The organism is Caballeronia sp. ATUFL_F2_KS9A, assembly GCF_023630765.1.
Lineage (GTDB): Bacteria > Pseudomonadota > Gammaproteobacteria > Burkholderiales > Burkholderiaceae > Caballeronia > Caballeronia zhejiangensis.
In genome coordinates this window covers 185,320-205,303 of sequence record NZ_JALQEK010000022.1, presented here as the reverse complement: position 1 = coordinate 205,303, position 19,984 = coordinate 185,320, and the positions used below count along the sequence as shown (strand labels likewise).

General features: G+C 63.4%; 17 protein-coding genes. 4 read left to right on the top strand and 13 right to left on the bottom strand.

The genetic code is table 11. The features are described 5' to 3' along the window. Positions 1-37 precede the first annotated feature (37 nt). The 8 genes from esaR to def all read right to left on the bottom strand — a co-directional run bounded on the left by esaR (position 38) and on the right by def (position 8,544). Positions 38-751 carry a response regulator transcription factor EsaR gene (gene esaR, locus NCS67_RS13650; protein WP_008352180.1) on the bottom strand — a complete coding sequence of 238 codons (714 nt, stop codon included), beginning with the start codon at positions 749-751 and terminating at the stop codon, positions 38-40. Then, entirely contained in the window at positions 752-3,178 is a 2,427-nt protein-coding gene (locus NCS67_RS13645) for a sensor histidine kinase (protein ID WP_175979703.1), read from the bottom strand. Between the two features lie 22 nt (positions 3,179-3,200). After that, on the bottom strand, positions 3,201-3,797 hold the full coding sequence (locus NCS67_RS13640) for a DUF4390 domain-containing protein (protein ID WP_008352184.1): 597 nt from the start codon (positions 3,795-3,797) through the stop codon (positions 3,201-3,203). Further along, a complete protein-coding gene (gene rsmB / locus NCS67_RS13635; protein ID WP_250435415.1) occupies positions 3,794-5,212 on the bottom strand; it encodes a 16S rRNA (cytosine(967)-C(5))-methyltransferase RsmB in 1,419 nt (472 codons plus the stop codon). The genes NCS67_RS13640 and rsmB overlap by 4 nt, the downstream gene beginning before the upstream one ends. Before the next feature lie 153 nt (positions 5,213-5,365). Next, positions 5,366-6,220, bottom strand: coding sequence for a zinc metalloprotease HtpX (htpX, locus tag NCS67_RS13630; protein WP_008352188.1), 855 nt, complete (start codon positions 6,218-6,220; stop codon positions 5,366-5,368). A gap of 132 nt (positions 6,221-6,352) precedes the next feature. Further along, a complete protein-coding gene (locus NCS67_RS13625; RefSeq protein ID WP_008352189.1) occupies positions 6,353-6,997 on the bottom strand; it encodes a LysE family translocator in 645 nt (214 codons plus the stop codon). A gap of 71 nt (positions 6,998-7,068) precedes the next feature. Next, on the bottom strand, positions 7,069-8,037 hold the full coding sequence (fmt, locus tag NCS67_RS13620; protein ID WP_250435413.1) for a methionyl-tRNA formyltransferase: 969 nt from the start codon (positions 8,035-8,037) through the stop codon (positions 7,069-7,071). Between the two features lie 3 nt (positions 8,038-8,040). Continuing rightward, complete coding sequence (def, locus tag NCS67_RS13615; RefSeq protein WP_008352192.1) at positions 8,041-8,544, bottom strand: peptide deformylase; 504 nt, start codon at positions 8,542-8,544, stop codon at positions 8,041-8,043. 201 nt (positions 8,545-8,745) lie between these two features. Between def and dprA the strand changes: the two genes are divergently transcribed. The 3 genes from dprA (at position 8,746) to NCS67_RS13600 (ending at position 13,226) form a co-directional block, all read left to right on the top strand. After that, positions 8,746-9,957, top strand: a complete 1,212-nt coding sequence (dprA, locus tag NCS67_RS13610) for a DNA-processing protein DprA (RefSeq protein WP_175979699.1) — start codon at positions 8,746-8,748, stop codon at positions 9,955-9,957. 74 nt (positions 9,958-10,031) lie between these two features. Then, positions 10,032-10,409 (top strand): thioredoxin family protein, encoded by a 378-nt coding sequence (locus NCS67_RS13605; protein WP_008352194.1) that lies wholly within the window; start codon positions 10,032-10,034, stop codon positions 10,407-10,409. Between the two features lie 171 nt (positions 10,410-10,580). Further along, the gene (locus NCS67_RS13600) at positions 10,581-13,226 is read left to right on the top strand and encodes a DNA topoisomerase III (RefSeq protein WP_034470315.1); all 2,646 of its coding nucleotides are present in this window, start codon (positions 10,581-10,583) and stop codon (positions 13,224-13,226) included. 81 nt (positions 13,227-13,307) lie between these two features. Here the strand turns inward: NCS67_RS13600 and NCS67_RS13595 are convergent, their stop codons facing one another. Both NCS67_RS13595 and NCS67_RS13590 read right to left on the bottom strand, forming a co-directional pair. Further along, a complete protein-coding gene (locus tag NCS67_RS13595) occupies positions 13,308-14,387 on the bottom strand; it encodes a transcriptional regulator GvmR (RefSeq protein ID WP_008352196.1) in 1,080 nt (359 codons plus the stop codon). Positions 14,388-14,727: 340 nt separating this feature from the next. Further along, a complete protein-coding gene (locus tag NCS67_RS13590; RefSeq protein ID WP_250435411.1) occupies positions 14,728-16,599 on the bottom strand; it encodes a phosphoenolpyruvate carboxykinase (GTP) in 1,872 nt (623 codons plus the stop codon). Between the two features lie 494 nt (positions 16,600-17,093). On the opposite strand from NCS67_RS13590, the gene NCS67_RS13585 reads away from it, so the two are divergent. Next, on the top strand, positions 17,094-18,110 hold the full coding sequence (locus tag NCS67_RS13585; protein WP_008352199.1) for a D-2-hydroxyacid dehydrogenase family protein: 1,017 nt from the start codon (positions 17,094-17,096) through the stop codon (positions 18,108-18,110). Positions 18,111-18,128: 18 nt separating this feature from the next. Here the strand turns inward: NCS67_RS13585 and NCS67_RS13580 are convergent, their stop codons facing one another. Genes NCS67_RS13580 through NCS67_RS13570 form a run of 3 tightly spaced genes read right to left on the bottom strand, consistent with a single transcriptional unit; the run spans position 18,129 to position 19,904 of the window. Beyond that, positions 18,129-18,605 (bottom strand): OsmC family protein, encoded by a 477-nt coding sequence (locus tag NCS67_RS13580; protein ID WP_250435409.1) that lies wholly within the window; start codon positions 18,603-18,605, stop codon positions 18,129-18,131. A 10-nt stretch (positions 18,606-18,615) separates the two neighbouring features. After that, a complete protein-coding gene (locus NCS67_RS13575) occupies positions 18,616-19,485 on the bottom strand; it encodes a patatin-like phospholipase family protein (RefSeq protein WP_250435408.1) in 870 nt (289 codons plus the stop codon). An 11-nt stretch (positions 19,486-19,496) separates the two neighbouring features. Further along, positions 19,497-19,904 (bottom strand): PaaI family thioesterase, encoded by a 408-nt coding sequence (locus NCS67_RS13570; protein ID WP_250435407.1) that lies wholly within the window; start codon positions 19,902-19,904, stop codon positions 19,497-19,499. Positions 19,905-19,984: the final 80 nt, after the last annotated feature.

Genomic DNA, 19,984 nt, shown 5'->3' with positions numbered 1-19,984 from the left:
CCTTTGCGCATTTTTCTGAAAATGTCCGGGGCCGCGCTCACACCTCGTTCTTGTTCTTCCCAAGATCGACGCCGAGCTGCTTCAACTTGCGATACAGGTGCGTGCGCTCCAGCCCCGTCTTTTCGGCGACGCGCGTCATGCTGCCGTTCTCGCGCGCAAGGTGATATTCGAAGTACGCGCGTTCGAACGCATCGCGGGCGTCGCGCAACGGAATATCGAACGAGATCGACGCCGTCTGCCCGGACTGATTCTGCGCCGCGCCGCTCGCCGCCGCATCGTTCGATGCATTCAGCGCCGATGCCGTCGGCAGCGCAGCCGCGACCGGCACGCCCGATGCGTTCACGCTCGACGGAGGCTTCGCCGCCGTCGCCGCGGGCGCCGCCGCAGTGCCGTGCGCGAGTCCCTGCTCGACGGCCTTCAGCAGTTTCTGCAGCGCGATCGGCTTTTCGAGGAAGTTGAGCGCGCCGATCTTCGTCGCCTCGACGGCCGTGTCGATAGTCGCATGCCCCGACATCATGATGACCGGCATCGTGAGCTTGCCCTGCGCGGCCCATTCCTTGAGGAGCGTTACGCCGTCGGTATCGGGCATCCAGATGTCGAGCAAAACGAGATCGGGCGTTTGCTGTAGACGGTAGTCGCGCGCGTGCTGCGCGTTTTCCGCCACTTCCACAACATGGCCTTCGTCGCTCAGGATCTCGGAGAGCAGTTCCCGGATCCCCATTTCATCGTCTACCACCAGGATGGTTGCCATTTACGCTGCCCTTGTCTGCACTGTTGCTTTTGTCGTTCCATGATTCGCCGGCGCACCGGAGCCAGGCGTCGCGCCGGGCGCCGCGGTATCGTCCGCGAGTTGTAGAAACAGAATCGATATCTGCGCGCCTTCGATCACATCCGCGCTCTTCGAGCGGTTGCGTATGTCGATGCGCGCGCCGTGCTCGTCGACGATCTTCTTCACGGTCGCAAGTCCCAGGCCCGTGCCTTTCGCTTTCGTCGTCACGTAAGGCTCGAAAGCACGCGAAAGAATACGCGCCGGAAAGCCCGAGCCGTTGTCCGACACAGTCAGGCGAACCGCGACGCGCGCATGACCCGATGCATCGGGCTCGCCATATTCTACTGTCCTCGTTTCGAGCAGCACGCGCGGCTCCGCGACTTCGGCCACCGCATCCTGCGCGTTCTGCAACAAGTTGTGGATGACCTGGCGGATCTGCGTCGCATCGCCGCGTATCACCGGCAGCTTCGCGAGATCGACTTTGATCGGCGTCTTGCCGTCCTCGATGCCGTACAACGTCAGCACTTCCGCGACGAGATCGTTCAGTTGCAGATTGCCGAGCACCGCGGGCGGCGTGCGCGCGTATTCGCGGAAGTCGTCGACCATCTGCTTCATCGCCTGCACCTGATTGACGATGGTCGTCGATGCGCGCTTCAGCACGTCCGCATCCGGCGGCGCGAGCTTGTCGGCGAGCTTCATCTGCAGACGTTCGGCTGAAAGCTGAATAGGCGTGAGCGGATTCTTGATCTCGTGCGCGAGACGCCGCGCGACTTCGCCCCACGCGACGGAACGCTGCGCGGAGATGACATCCGATATGTCATCGAACACGACGACGTAGCCCGTGGTTTCCGCGTCGTCGGTGTCGCTCTCGGTCACGCTCAACAACTGCGTGCCGCGCACGAGCAACGTGAGCGGATCGCTCTCGCCCGGCACCGTCACCGCGACCTGCTGCTGCCAGTGACCGCGATCGCCGACAGGATGATCGCTGCCGACCGCCGCCGCGTCGCGCTCGGCGAACGCCTTTTTGACCATCGCGCCGAACTCGGCGAGCACCTCGATCTGATCGAGCGGCTGATTGAGCAACGCGGAGAACGGTTGGCGGAAGATGCGCTCCGCGCCGCGATTCGCGGTGGAGAGACGGAACTGCCGGTCGAACACGAACACGCCCGCGGTGAGGTTCGCGAGAATGCTCTCCAGATACGCCTTCGAATGCTCCAGTGCGATGCGATTGTTCTCGACCGCCGCGCGCGCCTCGGAAAGCTGGCGCGTCATCGCGTTGAAGGACTGCGTGAGAAAGCCGAGTTCGTCGCGTGAATTGATCTCGCGTTTGGGCGTGTAGTCGCCTTCGGCCACTTCCTTCGTGCCCTGCGCCAGCAGGAACAACGGCCGCGCGAGCTGATTGCCGAGCGCGAGCGCGAGCATCATCGCGATGAAGGTCGCGAGAAAAAGCGCGAGCGTCAGCGTGCCGATATACATCTTGCGCAAGCCGGTGCGCCCGAGCCGCTTCTCCTGATATTCGCGATACGCGCGCTGCACGGCGTCGGCGTTGCGCGCGAGCTCCTGGCTCACGGGCTGCTCGATCTGCAGGAAACGGTCGACGTGCTGAAATTCCGTGGTCGTCGTCGGATCGGGAATCTTCGTGAGCACGCGCAATCGCAATGCGCCCTTCGGCCCGTTCGATTTCGGATCGCCGTCGATCTCGCCTTCGATCGCGCCGTACGGATGATCCTGCGCCTCCCGCAGCATCGTGCCGGTCGGCTCGTTGGCCGGCAGGAGCGCGTAGTAATTGCCCGATGCCTGCGCGACCGTGCGCAATCCGGGCACGCGTTGCGAACTGTTGTTCGCCGCGAGATCCTCGCGGTTGTACTGATCGCGCGGCCGCTCGAACACGACGGCGTCCTGCACGCCGTACTGATCGCGCAGCCGCAAAAGCGACAGCGTGAGACTCGATGGATCGGCGCTCGCGAGCTGATCGCTCATCTGCCGGCCGCGGTTCTTGAAATCGGCGAGCGATGTCTGGAGCATGCCGCGCCCGAGCGTCAGACCGGAGGTGAGCGCGGTTTCGACATTCACGTCGAACCACGACTCGATGCTGCGCGACACGAACTGATACGAAACCACATAGATGATCGCGCCCGGCACCACGCCGACGAGCGCGAAGATGAACGCGAGCTTGGCGAGCAGGCGCGTGCCGAAGCGCCCTTGCCTCACCCTCGACACGATGATGATGAACAGGCTGATGACGATCAGCATGAAGACCATCGCCACCGCGACATTCGCCGCGTAGAGCCAGCCGTAGTAGCGGTCGAAGAACTCGGTGTTCGCGCTCGCGAGCGCGAGCATCACGAGCAGCAGGACTGCCGTGAGCGCCACCGTGGAGACCAGCAAGCGGACGACGAAACTCTTCATGTCCGTGCGGCCGCGTCGAAATCTATTTCGCACGTTCTGCCGCCGTAAAAGTAAAACGCTTCCAGTCCGAGGAAAGGTTCCAGTCGCGATTGTTCACCGCGTCGATCTGGAACGGCTTGGGCATCAATGCGATGTCGAGCTGCATACGCACCGATGCGGTATAGGTTTCGCCGCCATGCACCTGATTACGGTCGATGACATGCCACGAAGTCACATGCTTGATGACCGCGAGCGCTTCGTTCAACGATGCGAAGCGCAACTGCAGGCCGCCCGTCGACACGCGATATTCGTTCGTGAGCGGTTGAAATGACAGACGGATGCTCTGCGACACGTTGACCGGCTCTTCATCGAACCAGTACCAGCGCGGTCTCGACAGGTTGAAGTCGATCGTGAAATAGAGCGGCACGCTGCGGTTCACGGCATCTTCGAGGCTGTTGTTCAGGTCGAAGTCGAAATGCGCGTCCAAGCTCCAGCCGGCATTGTCCGCTTGCAGCGACGCGCGCTGCACGGCGATCGTCTCGGCGAACGCGGAATCGGCCGCGGCGAACGTCAGCCAGAGCGTCAGCGCAGTCCAGATGACGGCCGCGAGCCGAAGCGGAAAAAAGCGTTTGATCGTCACCGTTTCTGAAAGCGCGCGTAGAAGAATCCGTCGTGGTCCGCGAGAGTCTCCGCGTCCCGATGCGGGTTCGCGAGATTTGTACTGTCCGGTGAACCTTGCGCCGCGACCGCGCTTGCGCGCGCCGCTGTCGGCAACAATTGGCCCGGCGCGTCCAATCGTACCGCATCTTCATGTGCGGTTCCAAACCAGCGGGCCTGCTCTTCGCCCTCCTCGGGAAAGATGGAGCACGTCACGTAGAGCAGCTCGCCGCCCTTCGCGACGAGCGGCCACAGCGCGCTCACGATGCGCCTTTGCTCGGCGACGAGCGCATCGATATCCGATGCGCGCCGCAGCCAGCGAATATCCGGATGACGCCGCACGATGCCCGACGCCGAGCACGGCACGTCCGCGAGAATGCGGTCGAAGGGCGCGCCGTCGAACCATTGCGCGGGATCGCCCGCGTCGCCGATCTTGATTTGCGCGTCGAGTTTCAGACGCTGCAAGTTTTGTCCGATGCGGCCAGAACGCTCGGCGTCGCTTTCGAGCGCGATCAGATCGACGTTCGCGAGTTCGAGAATGTGGCCCGTCTTGCCGCCCGGCGCGGCGCAGGCATCGAGCACGCGCATGCCGTCCTTCTCGCCGAGCAGTTGCGCGGCGAGCTGCGCGCCGGCGTCCTGCACCGACACGACGCCTTCGTCGAACCCGGGAATGCGATCGACGGGCATCGGCGTTCTCAGGCGCACCGCGTGCAGGCCGGCGGCGTCGGCTTCGATACGCGCGTCGCGGAGGCGCGCGAGATAGTCGTCGACGCTCGCGTGCCGCGCGTTCACGCGAAGCGTGAGCGGACCTTGCGCGTTACCCGCTTCGAGGATGCGCTCCCAGGCATCCGGCTGGCCGCGCTTCACCGCGTCGATCCACCATTGCGGATAATTCCAGCGCGCGACTTCGCTTGTGCGCGCTTCGTCGATCAGCATGTCGCGCTCACGCAGAAAATTGCGCAGCACCGCGTTCACCAGGCCCTTCGCAAACGCGAATTCGCGGCGCGCGGCGATCGCGCTCACCGCCTGATCGACCACGGTGAAGGGCGAGTAAGCGGCATGCGCTTCGTCGTCGGTCAGCAGCGCGAACGCGCAGACGAGCACGTTCGCCACATGCGGCGGCGGCGCCTTCTTCACGAGCCTGTGCAGCAGCGCATCGGCGAGCGCGAGACGGCGCATGGTCCGATACGCGATGTCCTGCACCGCCCCGCGCGCGCTCGCGTGCTTCGCCGACGCGACGACCGTCTGCAACGCCGCCGGCAGCGCCGAGCCCGCGCGCACCGCGCCGACGGCCTGCGCCGCGCTGTCGAGCGCGAACGCGAGCGAATCGGGCGCGAGACGCAACGCGCTCAGACGGAAATGCGCGGCGGCGGGCCGGCGGGAAGGCTTGTCGGTCATGGCGAAACGGGGACGGTCAACGGCGACGCGCAGAGTTCGCGCGAACGGGGAATTGTAACGTGCGGGAATTGCGCGCCCGGACGGCGGCGGCCGAACAAGAAAAAGGCCGCTCCGGCGTAACCGGAACGGCCTTGCTTTACGACGTTGCAGGTTTTAGAAGCGGCCGGTGCGCGCCATTTCCATCAGGCGGGCGACGCGCTCTTCGGTCGCCGGGTGCGTCGAGAACAGATTCGCGATGCCGCCGCCCGACAGCGGATTCATGATCATCATCTGCGCAGTCGCCGGATGCTGCTCGGCGGTCGGGAACGGCACGCCGGTCGCGTATGCGTGAATCTTCTCGAGCGCACTCGCGAGCGCTTGCGGATCGCCCGAAATTTCCGCGCCGCCGCGATCGGCTTCGAATTCGCGCGCGCGGGAAATCGCCATCTGGATCAGCGCACCCGCGATCGGGGCGAGAATCGCCACCAGAATGCTCGCGATGGGATTCGCCGGACGACCTTCGTCGTCGCGACCGCCGAAGAACATCGCGAAGTTCGCGAGCGCGGAGATCGCGCCGGCCATCGTCGCGGAGATGGTCGAGATGAGGATGTCGCGGTGCTTCACGTGCGCCAGTTCGTGCGCCATCACGCCGCGCATTTCACGCTCGGACAGCACGCGCAAAATGCCCGTGGTCGCCGCGACCGCCGCGTGCTCGGGATTGCGGCCCGTGGCGAACGCGTTCGGCGCGTCTTCGTTGATCAGATAGACGCGCGGCATCGGCAATTGAGCGCGCGTCGCGAGCTCGCGCACCATGCGATAAAACTGCGGCGCGGTGGTTTCGTCGACTTCCTGCGCGTTGTACATGCGCAGGACCATCTTGTCCGAGAACCAGTACGAAAAGAAATTCATGCCGAGCGCGACGATCAGCGCGAGCATCATGCCCTTCGATCCGCCGATCATTCCGCCGATCACGACAAAGAGGGCCGTGATCGCAGCCATCAGCATCGCGGTTTTGACCCAGTTGAACATGTCCGGAGCTCCTCTCCCTGTATGCAGTGCGCGAAGTGCGCGGTTGCCCCGGCCAACATGACCGGGACGACAATTGTAAGCAAAATGTTAGATAGTGGCAGCCGGCAATAATTCAATCCGAGATTGCGCGATTTATCGATGCGTCGTCGCGAGTTTGATACCGAGTCCGACGAACGCGCTGCCGACCCCGCGATCCAGCCACTTCTTCACGCCCGATTTGCCCGCGAAGCGCTCGGTGACGCTGCCCGCGATCCACGCGACGAAGCTGTTCCAGACCGTGCTCATCGCGATGAACACGACCCCGAGCGCGAGAAACGCGAGCGTCTTGTGCTGGCTGTCGGCGGCGACGAACTGCGGAAAGAACGACACGAAGAACAACACGACCTTCGGATTCAACACGTTCGTGACGAAGCCTTGCGCGAAAAGCTGGCCGAGCGATTTCGGCGTGGCCTTTTCGTTTTGCGTCTCGCGCGCGGTTTCGGTGTCGTCGTGCTTCGCGAAAATGAGGCGCACGCCGAGATAAATCAGATAAATCGCGCCGGCAATCTTGATGACCGTGAACGCCGTCGCCGATGCAGCGAGAATCGCCGTCAACCCGAAGGCGCACGCGAGCGTATGGACGATGCAGCCAGCGGAAATCCCGAGCGCCGAAACGATGCCCGCGCCGCGTCCTTGAGCGACGCTGCGTCCGACGATGTAAGCCGTATCGGGGCCGGGCGTGACGTTTAGAAGAAAGACGGCGACGAGAAAGAAGGTGAAACCGGTAATGCCGAGCATCGAAAAACTCCAGACAGACACGCGCGCGTTGACAACGATTTATTTTAGCGCTGCGTCTGTCCTGCCGTCCTTCACTGCAGCGTGAAACGCTGGCCCTTCGCGAGCGGCGCGCCCGCGAGAAATTCCCGCGCGGGCAAGCGCTTGCCGCCCGGTTTCTGAAGTTGCGTGAGTTTGAGCGCGCCGCTGCCGCACATAACGACGATACCGTCCGGGGAAACATCGGCGATGGCGCCCGGTTCGCCCGCACCGTCGACCGGTTGCGCCGCCCAGATCTTGATCGGCGCACCGTCGAGCGTGCCGAACGCGCCGGGAAACGGATCGAACGCGCGAATCTGGCGCGCGAGCTCTTCCGCCGGACGACGCCAGTCGAGCGCGGCTTCGTTCTTCGCGATCTTTTCCGCGTAGGTCGTGCCTTCGTCCGGCTGCGGCGTGGACGGCAATGCGCCATCGCGTTCGAGATCGCGCAGCGCGGCGACGATCAATTCCGCGCCCATCTGCGCGAGCCTGTCGTGCAGCGTGGCGGTCGTGTCGTCGGCGAGAATCGGCGTGCGCGCCTCACGGATCATCGCGCCGGTGTCGAGGCCGGCGTCCATCTGCATCAGCGTGATGCCGGTTTCTGCGTCGCCCGCTTCGATCGCGCGATGGATCGGCGCCGCGCCACGCCAGCGCGGCAACAGCGAAGCGTGAATGTTGATCGCGCCGCGCGGCGGAATATCGAGCACCTCCTGCGGCAGGATGAGCCCGTACGCGGCGACGACCATCACGTCGTGCGGCGTGGCCTTCAGCAAATCGATGGCTTCCGCCGCTTCCTGCGGATACTTGCCCGCGCGACGCAGCGACGTTGGCTGCGCGACCTTCAGACCATGCTCGACGGCGAAGCGCTTGACCGCGCTCGCGGTCAGCTTCATGCCGCGTCCGGCGGGCCGGTCGGGCTGCGTCAAAACCAGCGGCACGGAAAAACCGGCTGCGTGAATGGCCGCGAGCGCGGCGGCAGCGAATTCCGGCGTACCGGCGAAAACCACGCGCAGCGATTGAGTCATCGGTTACAGCGCCTTTTCCAGCTTTTTCATCTTGCCGCGAATGCGCGTCTGCTTAAGCGTCGACAGATATTCCACGAAAACGTGGCCAGCCAGATGATCCATCTCGTGCTGGATGCACACCGCGAGCAAGCCGTCGCAATCGAGCTCGAAGGTTTCGCCCTTCTCGTTCAGCGCCTTCACGCGCACCTTGTCAGGGCGCTCGACGAAGTCGTAAATGCCCGGCACCGAAAGACAGCCCTCTTCCCATTCCTTCTTCTGCTCGCTCGTCCAGACGAGCTCAGGGTTGATGAAGACCATCAGCTGGTCGTGCGCGTCCGAGACGTCGATCACGATCACGCGCTCGTGCACATCCACCTGCGTCGCGGCGAGGCCGACGCCGGGCGCGGCGTACATCGTCTCGGCCATGTCGGCGACGAGCTTGCGGATGCGGTCGTCGACCACGGCGACAGGTTTCGCCACCTTGTTCAGACGCTTGTCCGGGTAGTTGAGTATCTTGAGCAGAGCCATGATTCGGATTGTCTACGCGCGCCGCGACGCGTGTAAATCGGCCATTCGGCCAGGTTGCGGGTAATGGGGCGGCATGCCGAAGATATGCGGGTGAATCCAGTGGATTCAACGCCGCCGGCAAGCGGCCGATGGGCGTCGCTGCGGGCTTTCAAACGTGCCTGAGCGACCTTTCTTTATCTATTCCGGATCAAAAATCTTAACATGACGACCGCCGACCTGCCGACCGAGGAAGCCGCCTCCACACTCGATGCCGACGAACTGCGCGCCTGGCTGCGGCTCGCGCACGCCAAAGGGCTGCGCCCGCTCGCGCTGCGCACGTTGCTCGGTACTTTCGGCGGTCCGCGCGAGGTTTTGTGGGAGAGTTTTGCGACGCTCGCGGAAACCACCGACGCCCGCACAGCCGAAGCCGTGCTCGCGCCACCCGCGGACATCGAAGGCGTTTCGTTCGACCACTATATTGAAGCGGCTTCGGCGTGGGCATCCGAACCGGGCAACCACGTCCTGACGCTCGCCGACGCCGCCTATCCGCAAGCGCTGCTGACGATGCCCGATCCGCCGCCATTGCTCTATGCGAAGGGCCGGCTCGATCTGCTGCAGGCGCGCGCGGTGGCCATCGTCGGCAGCCGGCATGCGACGCCGCAAGGTCTGGAGGACGCGCGCCGCTTCGCCCGCGTGCTGTCGGATGCGGGACTTGCGGTCGTGTCGGGGCTCGCGCTCGGCATCGATGCGTCCGCGCATCGCGGAGCGCTGGAGGGTGCGACCGGCACGGTGTCGGTCATCGGCACGGGCGCCGATCTCGTGTATCCCGCCGCGCATCACACGCTCGCGCACGAAATCGCCCGCGACGGCGCGATGCTCTCCGAATGGCCGCTCGGCACGCCCGCGCGCTCCGCCAACTTCCCACAGCGCAACCGGCTGATCGCGGGATTGTCGGGCGGCGTGCTGATCGTCGAAGCCGCGATGCGCTCCGGCTCGCTCATCACCGCGCGGCTCGCCAACGAAATGGGGCGCGATGTTTTTGCGATGCCTGGCTCCGTCCACGCGCCGCTTTCGCAGGGTTGTCATCGGCTGATAAAGGAGGGCGCGAAGCTCGTCGAAACGCCGGAAGAAGTGCTCGAAGAGTTCGGTTTCTCGTCGGCGCAGGCAAGCGCGGCGGGGTCGGCGGCAAAGCGCGGGAGGCTGCGGCCGGTGAGCGCATCGTGGGCATCGGCGGCATTGCACGACACGCCGATGAACGCCGATGCCGCGCGCGTGCTCGGCGCGCTCGGCCATGCGCCCGCGACGCTTGAAATCCTCGCGACGCGCACCGATCTGGACGGGGCGGCGTTGCAAGGCGCGCTGCTGCAGCTCGAATTGTCGGGCCAGGTGGCCGCGCTCGCGGGCGGTCGCTACGCGGCGGTGCAGCGCTCGTGATTCCTCGTCGTGCTACATTCGCGGAAAAATGAGCCGTCCCCGCAGCCGATACCAATAAGGATCTCGCACCCGTCATGTCCGCGCTGAATCTCGATACCGACGCCGATCTCATCGCGGAACGCATCGCCGTGCCCGGCACGCTGTTCGTCGCCTGCCTGTGCGCGGAATGGTGCGGAACGTGCCGCGAGTATCGCGAAGGGTTCGACAAGCTGGCGGACGCGCATCCGGACGTCTGCTTCGCGTGGATCGACATCGAGAATCACGCCGACCGTTTCGACGATCTCGACGTGGAAAATTTTCCTACCATCCTGATCGAGGACTCCGTCACGACGCGATTCTTCGGCACGGTTCTGCCGCAGGCTTCCATCGTCGAACGGATGCTCACCGATCTGACCGCGCTGCCGGGCATGGTCGGTGCGCCGAAACTGCGCCCGGCGCTTGCTACGGCCTGATTGCGACGCCCGCGAAACGCACCTTTCGCGTCTCTCGCAACGCGCTTCGCGGGCCGGATATCGAAACGCCCGGATTCGCGGTTCGGCGCCCGCCGCGCAAAGCGTGTGCTATAAAGCGGTCGTTAAAGCAGTCCAAACCGGGCCGCTGCCAGTTACCAACCCTTTTGAGTCATGTCCAAAGCCCTGATCATCGCTGAGAAGCCTTCCGTCGCGAACGACATCGCGCGTGCGCTGGGCGGCTTCACCAAGCATGACGAGTACTACGAGAGCGACGACTACGTGCTCTCGTCCGCGGTCGGCCATCTGCTCGAGATCGCGGCGCCCGAGGAGTACGACGTCAAGCGCGGCAAATGGAGCTTCGCCAATCTGCCGGTCATTCCGCCGCATTTCGACCTGAATCCCATCGCGAAAAGCGAGTCGCGCCTCAAGGTGCTGACGAAGCTGATGAAGCGAAAAGATATCGACCGCCTCATCAACGCATGCGACGCGGGGCGCGAGGGCGAGCTGATTTTCCGTCTGATCGCGCAGCATGCGAAGGCGAAGCAGCCGGTCCAGCGCCTGTGGCTGCAGTCGATGACGCCCGCCGCGATCCGCGAAGGCTTCGCGAACCTGCGCAGCGACGCCGACATGCAGCCGCTCGCCGACGCCGCACGCTGCCGCTCGGAAGCGGACTGGCTCGTCGGCATCAACGGCACGCGCGCGATGACCGCGTTCAACAGCAAGGGCGGCGGTTTCTTCCTGACGACCGTCGGCCGCGTTCAGACGCCAACGTTGTCGATCGTCGTCGAACGCGAAGAGAAGATTCGGCGATTCGTGCCGCGCGATTACTGGGAAGTGCGCGCCGAGTTCATCGCCGCGAAGGGCCTGTACGAAGGCCGCTGGTTCGATCCGAAGTTCAAGCGCGTCGAAAACGATCCGGAGCAGCGCGATTCGCGCCTGTGGAGCCTGCCGGCGGCGGAATCCATCGTCGCGGCCTGCCGCGGCAAGACCGGCACCGTGACCGAGGAATCGAAGCCGTCGACGCAAATGTCGCCGCTGCTGTTCGATCTGACCAGCTTGCAGCGCGAAGCCAACAGCCGCTTCGGCTTTTCGGCGAAGAACACGCTCGGCCTCGCGCAAGCGCTGTACGAAAAGCACAAGGTTCTCACCTATCCGCGTACCGACGCGCGCGCGCTGCCCGAGGACTACCTGAACACGGTCAAAGACACGATGACCATGCTCAAGGAGAGCAACAACTATCTGCCGTTCGCGAAGCAGGTGCTCGACAAGGGCTGGGTGAAGCCGAACAAGCGCATCTTCGACAATTCGAAGATCAGCGACCACTTCGCCATCATCCCGACGCTGCAGGCGCCCAAAGCGCTGTCCGAGCCCGAGCAGAAGCTGTATGACCTCGTCGTCAAGCGCTTCCTGTCGGTGTTTTTCCCGGCGGCCGAATATCTCGTGACGACGCGCATCACCGAAGTTTCCGGGCATCACTTCAAGACGGAAGGCAAGGTGCTGGTCGAGCCCGGCTGGCTGCAGGTCTACGGCCGCGAAGCCGCGGGCGAGGAAGGCAATCTCGTGCCGGTGCAGAAGGACGAAAAGGTCGATGTCGAAAAGGTCGAGGCGCACGGTCTCGTGACCAAGCCGCCCGCGCGCTACAACGAGGCGTCGCTGCTTTCGGCGATGGAAGGCGCGGGCAAGCTCGTCGAAGACGAGGAACTGCGCGACGCGATGGCCGCGAAAGGTCTCGGCACGCCGGCGACGCGCGCGGCGATCATCGAAGGTCTGCTCGGCGAGAAGTACATGGTGCGCGAAGGCCGCGAGCTGATCCCGACGGCCAAGGCATTCCAGTTGATGACCTTGCTGCGCGGTCTCGGCGTCGAGGAGCTCACCGCGCCCGAATTGACGGGCCAGTGGGAGCACAAGCTTTCGCAGATGGAGCGCGGCAACCTGCATCGCGATGCGTTCATGCAGGAAATCGCGCGCATGACGCAAACCATCGTCAAACGCGCGAAAGAGTACGACTCCGACACGATCCCCGGCGATTACGCGACGCTCGAAACGCCCTGCCCGAATTGCGGCGCGCAGGTGAAGGAGAACTATCGCCGGTTCGCGTGCACGAAGTGCGAGTTTTCGATTTCGAAGATTCCGGGCGGACGTCAGTTCGAGATTCCTGAAGTCGAGGAATTGCTGCGCGAGAAGACCATCGGGCCGCTGTCGGGCTTTCGCAGCAAGATGGGCCGTCCGTTCTCGGCGATCCTCAAGCTCGCGTTGGACGACGAAATCAAGAACTACAAGCTCGAATTCGACTTCGGTCAGGATTCCGGCGGCGAAGACGGCGAACCGCCCGATTTCTCCGAGCAGACGCCGGTCGGCGCATGTCCGAAATGCCAGTCGCGCGTGTTCGAACACGGCATGAGCTATGTGTGCGAAAACTCGGTGTCGAATCCGAAGACTTGCGACTTCCGCTCCGGCAAGGTGATCCTTCAGCAGGAAATCACCCGCGAACAGATGGAAAAGCTGCTGGGCGCGGGCCGCACCGATCTGCTGACGAACTTCAAGTCGTCGCGCACCGGACGCAACTTCAAGGCATTCCTCGTGAAGCAGCCGGATGGCAAGATCGGCTTCGAATTCGAGAAGAAAGAGGCCAAACCGGGCGCGAAGACGGCGGCGAAGCGCGGCGCGACAGCGGAAGCTCAAGCCGACAGCGGCGACGACAACGGCGACAGCGATGTCGCAGTCGCCGCCAAGACCACGTCCGCGAAGACTGCAGCCAAGAAAGCGCCCGCGAAGAAGGCGGCAGCGAAGAAAGCTCCGGCGAAGAAGACGAGCTGATCGTTCTCGGAGTCCGTCAGAAAGAAAAACCCCCGCGAGAAACGTCGCGGGGGTTTTTTATTTGCGCCTGGCGCGAGCCTTTCAAAAAGGCGATGCCGCCGGCACACGCCCTCGCGTACGCGACGGTTTCGATAGCTTCGGCGCGAGCTCGCCGTCGATCGGGCGCGCGCGCGGCGCGGGCGTCGCCGGTTCGTCGGCGTGCTCGTAGTGCGAATGCGCCACCGGCCTGCCGCGGCCATCGCGAATCCACTGCTCGCCGAGTTGATGATTCGGCGTCTGGCTGAAATGCTCGACGAGGTGATCGATGAACGTCCGCACCTTCGCCGGCAAATGACGGCGGCTCGGATACGCGACGTTGATCTCGACCTGCGGCAATTGATAGTCGCCGAGCAGACGCACGAGCTGGCCGCGCGTCGTGTCGTTGCCGATCAGATAGCTCGGCAAAATCGCGATGCCCATGCCGAGCAGCGCGAACTGCCGCAGCATCTCCGTGTTGTTCGCGATGATCACGTTCTGCGGCCGCACACGCACTTCGCCTTCCGGACCGGTGAACACGCGCTCGTCGCCCCAGTATTCCGACGGCAAGCTCAGGCACGGATGCTCGAGCAGATGCTCGGGGCGCGTCGGCGTGCCGTGCGTTTCGAGATACGCGGGTGTCGCGCAGACAGTCATGCAGCCCGTCGTCAGACGCCGCGTGACGACGCTTGCGCTTTTCACCTGCCGCGCGATCACGATGCCGACATCGAAGCCTTCCTCGACCAAATCGACCTGACGATCCACCAGCGTCACGTCCGGCACGACTTTCGGATAACGCTGCGCATACGTCTGTAACACGGGCGCGAGATTATGCAGACCGAACACGACGGGCGCGACGATCCTGAGCGAACCGAGCGGTTCGTGATTGCGCGCCACCACCATTTGTTCGACGTCTTCCAGTTCGTCGAGAATTTGCCGCGCCCGCTCCAGATAAACCTGGCCGGACTCGGTGAGCGAGAGGCTGCGCGTCGTGCGGTTGAGCAAGCGCGTGCCGAGGCGTCCTTCCAGGTCCGCGACGTGCCGCGTAGCCACCGCATTGGAGATGTCCATCGCGCTTGCGGCACGGGCGAAACTCCCGAGATCCGCGACGCGGACGAATACTCTCATCGACTGCAAATGATCCATAAGACAACTCCTGCCGCTAGACGGCTCGAATTCTGCTGCAAAGCAATTCAGGATTATCCTAGGACCGGCGTTTTTGTGCAGAAGTTGCCCGGAAGCATAAAAAAATCGAAAAAAATCTGGATGTTAGGCGCGTTACGCGGATGAAAGATCACCGATTGTTGCGATTTGCACAACACCAAGATCAGTGCAATCCGATTGATGGAATTTTGAAAGCACTTGCCGCGTCAATTTCGGCGGTGTACGCGAGGAGCAAATCGGGCCCGTCGCTGCGGGCCCGATAAAAAGGGATTGATTCAGTTTTCGATATAAATCCGGCGCGCGAGCGCGCCGGATGCGACGCTTATGCGGCGAGGCGCTTCTCCATACCGGCCTTGGCGTCCGGCAAAGCTTCCGGCAAACCGTGCTTGAGCTTCGAAAAGAGCTCATCGTGGAGCGCGAGTTCGTCGCGCCAGGCGGCATCGCTGACGGAGATGACCTGCTCGAACTGCTCGCGCGAGAAGCCGAGCGCGCCCCAGTCGATGTCCTCGTAGCGCGGCGAAATGCCGAACGCGTGCTCCTCGCCCTTCGCGGTGCCTTCGATACGGCCGATCATCCAGTTCAGCACGCGCATGTTTTCGCCGAAGCCCGGCCAAACGAACTTGCCGTCGTCGCCCTTGCGGAACCAGTTGACGCAGAAGAACTTCGGCGCTTTCGCGTTCGTCGCTTCGAGGCGCTCGCCCATTTTCAGCCAGTGGCCGAAATAATCGGCCATGTTGTAGCCGCAGAACGGCAGCATCGCGAACGGATCTCGGCGCACGACGCCTTGTTGCCCCGCGGCGGCGGCGGTGGTTTCGGAGCCCATCGTCGCGGCCATGTAGACGCCTTCCTTCCAGTCGCGCGCTTCAGTGACGAGCGGCACGGTGTTGGAGCGGCGTCCGCCGAAGATGAACGCATCGATCGGCACGCCAGCCGGATTTTCCCAATCGGCATCGATCGACGGACATTGCGACGCCGGCGCGGTGAAGCGCGCGTTCGGATGCGCGGCTTTCGCGCCGGTTTCCTTCGCGATTGCCGGCGTCCAGTCGCGGCCCTGCCAGTCGATCAGATGCGCGGGCGGCGTGTCGGTCATGCCTTCCCACCAGACATCGCCGTCGTCGGTCAGCGCGACGTTCGTGAAGATCACGTTTTCCTTCAACGTGGCCATCGCGTTGAAGTTGGTCTTTTCGCTGGTGCCGGGCGCGACGCCGAAATAGCCCGCTTCCGGATTGATCGCGTAGAGACGCCCGTCGCGGCCCGGCTTGATCCACGCGATGTCGTCGCCGATGGTCGTGACCTTCCAGCCGTTCAGGTCGCTCGGCGGAATCAGCATCGCGAAGTTGGTCTTGCCGCACGCCGACGGAAACGCCGCCGCGACGTGATACTTGCGCCCCTGCGGCGAGGTCACGCCGAGAATCAGCATGTGCTCGGCGAGCCAGCCTTCGTCGCGGCCCATCGTCGAGGCGATGCGCAGCGCGAAGCATTTCTTGCCGAGCAGCGCGTTGCCGCCGTATCCCGAGCCGAAACTCCAGATTTCGCGCTTTTCGGGAAAATGGACAATGTACTTCGTGTCGTTGCACGGCCAAGGCACGTCCTTGCGCCCATCGACGAGCGGCGCACCGACGGAATGCACGCACGGCACGAACTCGCCGTTCTCGCCCAACACGTCGTACACGGCGCGTCCCATGCGCGTCATGATGCGCATGTTCGTCACGACATACGGGCTGTCCGACAATTCCACGCCGATATGCGCGATCGGCGAGCCGAGCGGGCCCATCGAGAACGGCACGACATACATCGTGCGGCCGCGCATGGACCCGTCGAACAGGCCGTCGAGCGTGACGCGCATTTCCTGCGGATCGATCCAATTATTCGTGGGGCCGGCGTCTTCGCGCCGCTGCGAGCAGATGAACGTGCGATCTTCGACGCGCGCCACGTCCGAGGGATCCGAGCAGGCGAGGAAGGAATTCGGGCGCTTCTCGGGATTGAGCTTCTTCATCGTGCCGGCTTCGACCATCTGCTGGCAGAGCCGATCGTATTCTTCCTGCGACCCGTCGCACCATTCGATGCGATCCGGCTTGGTCAGGGCCGCGATTTGCTGGACCCATTCGATGAGTCTTCGGTGCCGGACATAGGCCGGCGCTTCGATTTCGACGGCGTTTTTATGGTTGTCTTCGACTACTGCGGGCTGGTTCATCGAGCTGTCTCCGTTCTTCTGCAATGAAAACCAATGGCCCCACTGACGCTGCATGCGAGAGGCGTGTGCGACTCGAACCGCCGGGCGCTTTCGTGCATTTTGCAGCGCTGCTTTACGCGCTTTCATCGCACGAAATGCGGTTCGCGAGCCAGTGCGGCGTCACGGGCATGAATCCTTACGCAGCAAGCCGTACCTTTTCGCGGCTTGCGTCGCAAAGGAACAAACTGTTAAAAAGAGATACTAAGTGGCCTGTCTCCTCGCGGATCATCGTGTTTTCCGCTACTTGTGCCGAATTTCTTTATTTTGGCGCGGCCTGACGAGGCTCCTGAAAAATGGGAGTCAAGCATAACACTGCATTGCATGAACTCGTTGATGCAGCGCAATAACGACGAATAGAGCGCAATTTATCGGTATTTACCCGAACTTAGCGCTACATTCTCGCCTTCGATTAAAAAGCAGCACGTTTGATGCCTAACAAAAGCCACCCAATGCCCATGAAAATCGCCATTCTCGACGACTACCAGGATGCCGTCCGGAAGCTCGATTGCTTCCATCTGCTCGATGACCATGAGGTGAAGGTCTTCAATAACACGGTGCGTGGTCTCGGACAGTTGGCCAGCAGACTTTCGGAAGTGGACGCGCTCGTGCTGATTCGCGAACGCACGCGCATCAGCTCGCAACTGCTCGACAAATGTCCGAAACTGCGCATGATCAGCCAGACGGGACGCGCGGGCGGCGGGCATATCGATATCGATGCGTGCACGGAACGCGGCATCGCAGTGCTGGAAGGCACAGGTTCGCCGATCGCACCCGCCGAACTGACGTGGGCGCTCATCATGTCGGCGCAGCGGCGCATTCCGCAGTACGTCGCAAACCTGAAGCAAGGCGCGTGGCAGCAGTCGGGGTTGAAGACATCGGCGCTGCCGCCGAATTTCGGCTTGGGCCAAGTGTTGCGCGGACAGACGCTCGGCATCTGGGGCTACGGCAAGATCGGCAAGCTCGTCGCGGGCTACGGCAAAGCGTTCGGCATGAACGTGCTCGTCTACGGACGGGAGCATTCGGCAAGCGCCGCGCGCGAAGATGGATTCGCGGTCGCCGAAAGCCGCGAGGCGCTTTTCGAACAGAGCGACGTGCTCACGCTGCATCTGCGTCTGACGGACGAGACGACTGGCATCGTCAAGCAGGACGATCTGATGCGTATGAAGCCGACCGCGCTGTTCGTCAACACGAGCCGCGCCGAACTGCTCGAAGAGAACGCGCTGCTCAACTCGCTGCACCACAACCGGCCGGGCATGGTCGCCGTCGATGTGTTCGAAAGCGAGCCGATTCTGCAAGGCTACGGCCTGCTGCGTCTGGAGAACGTGATCTGCACGCCGCACATCGGCTATGTGGAGCGCGAGAGTTACGAGCTGTATTTCGGCGCGGCGTTCAGGAACATCCTCGCGTTCGATGCGGGCGATACCTCGAGCGTTTTCAACAAGGAAGCGCTTCACCACGCGCGCCGCCGTTGAGTTTCGTCGCGGCGAAGATCAGAGCGTCGAGATTTCGATCGACGGCTCGCAGCGCACCGGAAAATTCACCGAGTTCGCGATGAAGCAAAAGCGGTGCGCCTCTTCGTGCAGGCGCGCCGCGAGACCGGCGTCGCTGCCCGCGCCGACCGTCACCTTCGGACGCAGCAGCACATCGACGAAACGTCCGTCGCCCTTCGATTCCTCCTGCATCGTGCCGATGGCTTCATCGACATAACCGGTCACCGCGATCTTGTTCGTCGCGCACAAGTGCAGATACCAGAGCATGTGGCACGACGAGAGCGACGCCACGAACAACTCTTCGGGATTGTGACGCGCGGGATCGCCGCGAAACGCCGGATCGCTCGACGCCTCGATCGCCGTCTTCGTGCCGACGCGCACGAGGTGATCGCGCGAATACGCGTCGTAAGCCGATGTGCCGGAACCGAGATTGCCGGTCCAGTCGACGGTCAGTTCGTACGTGTGTTTCTTCGCCACGGTCTGCTCCTCAAGCGAGATGCGAAGCGGTTTCCATCAGGCGCGGAAGACGTTCCAGGAAGTCTTCGCCGTCCGCGCGGCCCAGATCATAAGCATGTTGCATTTGCGCCGGACTCGTATAGTCCCAGCTCGAAATCGGCACTTTGCGCGACGGCTGGATGTAAAGGCGCTTCTGCTCGCCGTGCGGCACGACGAACATGCGCTCGCGCGGATAGAGGCGCGTGACCATCACGAGGACGAGTCCCGGCGATGGATCGAGCGCGGAGACGGGCACGTTGTCGACCATGCCGCCATCGAGAACCGGGCGGCCGTTGCGCCGGAGGATCGGCGTGAACGGCGGCGTGCTCGACGATTGCAGGATGAGATCGGCGAGATCTTCGATCGTCGCGCATTCCTGCGCCTTCACGAATTCCGGATGAAAGCCGAGCGCCTGGCCGAGCGTCGGATGCAGCGTCTTGCGCACGTATTTTTCGATGTTGTACGCGATGAGGCCCGCCGCGACCGCGCTGCGCGCGCCGAGCCAGCGCGGCAGATGCGACACGCCGATGCGGATCTCGGGCGCCGACGCGAGTTCGTGGAAGCGGTTCGCGAAGATGTCGAGCAGCGCCTGGCGATAGATGCGGTAGTGCGGAAACACCGATCGGCCGCGCAGCAGGTTGCCCCAGTAGGCGTTGCGCGTGTTGTCGCGCAGGGCGTGGGCATAGTAGTCCATCACCCAGCGCGACTGGTTCGTGTAGAGCATGCACGCCGTGGCCGCGCCCGCCGATATGCCCGCGATGATGCGCGGCGTGAGATCCAGTTCCGGCTGGATGACGTCCCAGAAGCCGGCTTGCCACCAGCAGCGGTTTCCGCCGCCGGCGAATACGACTTGGTCGAACATTTATTTGTCGTTCACTTGTTGATGAGCGCGTAGGTAGTCGTGGCGTGCGCGGCGAGTTCGCCTTGTTCGTCGTGCATCTCGATTTCGCCGAAGACGAGATTGCGGCCGCGGCGCTGGATGTGCGCGGTGATCAGCACGTCGCCGGTTTTGACCGGGCGCATGAATGTGGTGTTGAGGGAGACGGTGGTCATCGGCTGGAACCCGCCGAGAATGTGCGAGACGGCGATGACCATCGCGGTGTCGGCGGCGGCCATGAAAACTTGCCCACAGATGACGCCGCCCGCGTGACGCAGATGATCCGAATACGGCAAGCGCAGCGTGACGGCGTTTTCGGCGATGGATCCGGGCGCGAGGCGCAGTTCCTTGACCCACGGCGCGAGGATGTCGTCGAGCAAGGCGCGGATGGCGATTTCGTCCATGGTTCTTCTTTCGCGATGCGGTGGCTGAAGATGCGTCATGATACCGGGGCGTCGCGCGCTCGCAGACGCCCTTCAGGGAC

Excerpts from the sequence above, each read along its gene's own strand:
- esaR (WP_008352180.1), bottom strand. The coding sequence starts at position 751 with ATGGCAACCATCCTGGTGGTAGACGATGAAATGGGGATCCGGGAACTG.
- NCS67_RS13645 (WP_175979703.1), bottom strand. The coding sequence starts at position 3,178 with ATGAAGAGTTTCGTCGTCCGCTTGCTGGTCTCCACGGTGGCGCTCACG.
- rsmB (WP_250435415.1), bottom strand. The coding sequence starts at position 5,212 with ATGACCGACAAGCCTTCCCGCCGGCCCGCCGCCGCGCATTTCCGTCTG.
- htpX (WP_008352188.1), bottom strand. The coding sequence starts at position 6,220 with ATGTTCAACTGGGTCAAAACCGCGATGCTGATGGCTGCGATCACGGCC.
- NCS67_RS13625 (WP_008352189.1), bottom strand. The coding sequence starts at position 6,997 with ATGCTCGGCATTACCGGTTTCACCTTCTTTCTCGTCGCCGTCTTTCTT.
- fmt (WP_250435413.1), bottom strand. The coding sequence starts at position 8,037 with ATGACTCAATCGCTGCGCGTGGTTTTCGCCGGTACGCCGGAATTCGCT.
- def (WP_008352192.1), bottom strand. The coding sequence starts at position 8,544 with ATGGCTCTGCTCAAGATACTCAACTACCCGGACAAGCGTCTGAACAAG.
- dprA (WP_175979699.1), top strand. The coding sequence starts at position 8,746 with ATGACGACCGCCGACCTGCCGACCGAGGAAGCCGCCTCCACACTCGAT.
- NCS67_RS13605 (WP_008352194.1), top strand. The coding sequence starts at position 10,032 with ATGTCCGCGCTGAATCTCGATACCGACGCCGATCTCATCGCGGAACGC.
- NCS67_RS13600 (WP_034470315.1), top strand. The coding sequence starts at position 10,581 with ATGTCCAAAGCCCTGATCATCGCTGAGAAGCCTTCCGTCGCGAACGAC.
- NCS67_RS13595 (WP_008352196.1), bottom strand. The coding sequence starts at position 14,387 with ATGGATCATTTGCAGTCGATGAGAGTATTCGTCCGCGTCGCGGATCTC.
- NCS67_RS13590 (WP_250435411.1), bottom strand. The coding sequence starts at position 16,599 with ATGAACCAGCCCGCAGTAGTCGAAGACAACCATAAAAACGCCGTCGAA.
- NCS67_RS13585 (WP_008352199.1), top strand. The coding sequence starts at position 17,094 with ATGAAAATCGCCATTCTCGACGACTACCAGGATGCCGTCCGGAAGCTC.
- NCS67_RS13575 (WP_250435408.1), bottom strand. The coding sequence starts at position 19,485 with ATGTTCGACCAAGTCGTATTCGCCGGCGGCGGAAACCGCTGCTGGTGG.
- NCS67_RS13570 (WP_250435407.1), bottom strand. The coding sequence starts at position 19,904 with ATGGACGAAATCGCCATCCGCGCCTTGCTCGACGACATCCTCGCGCCG.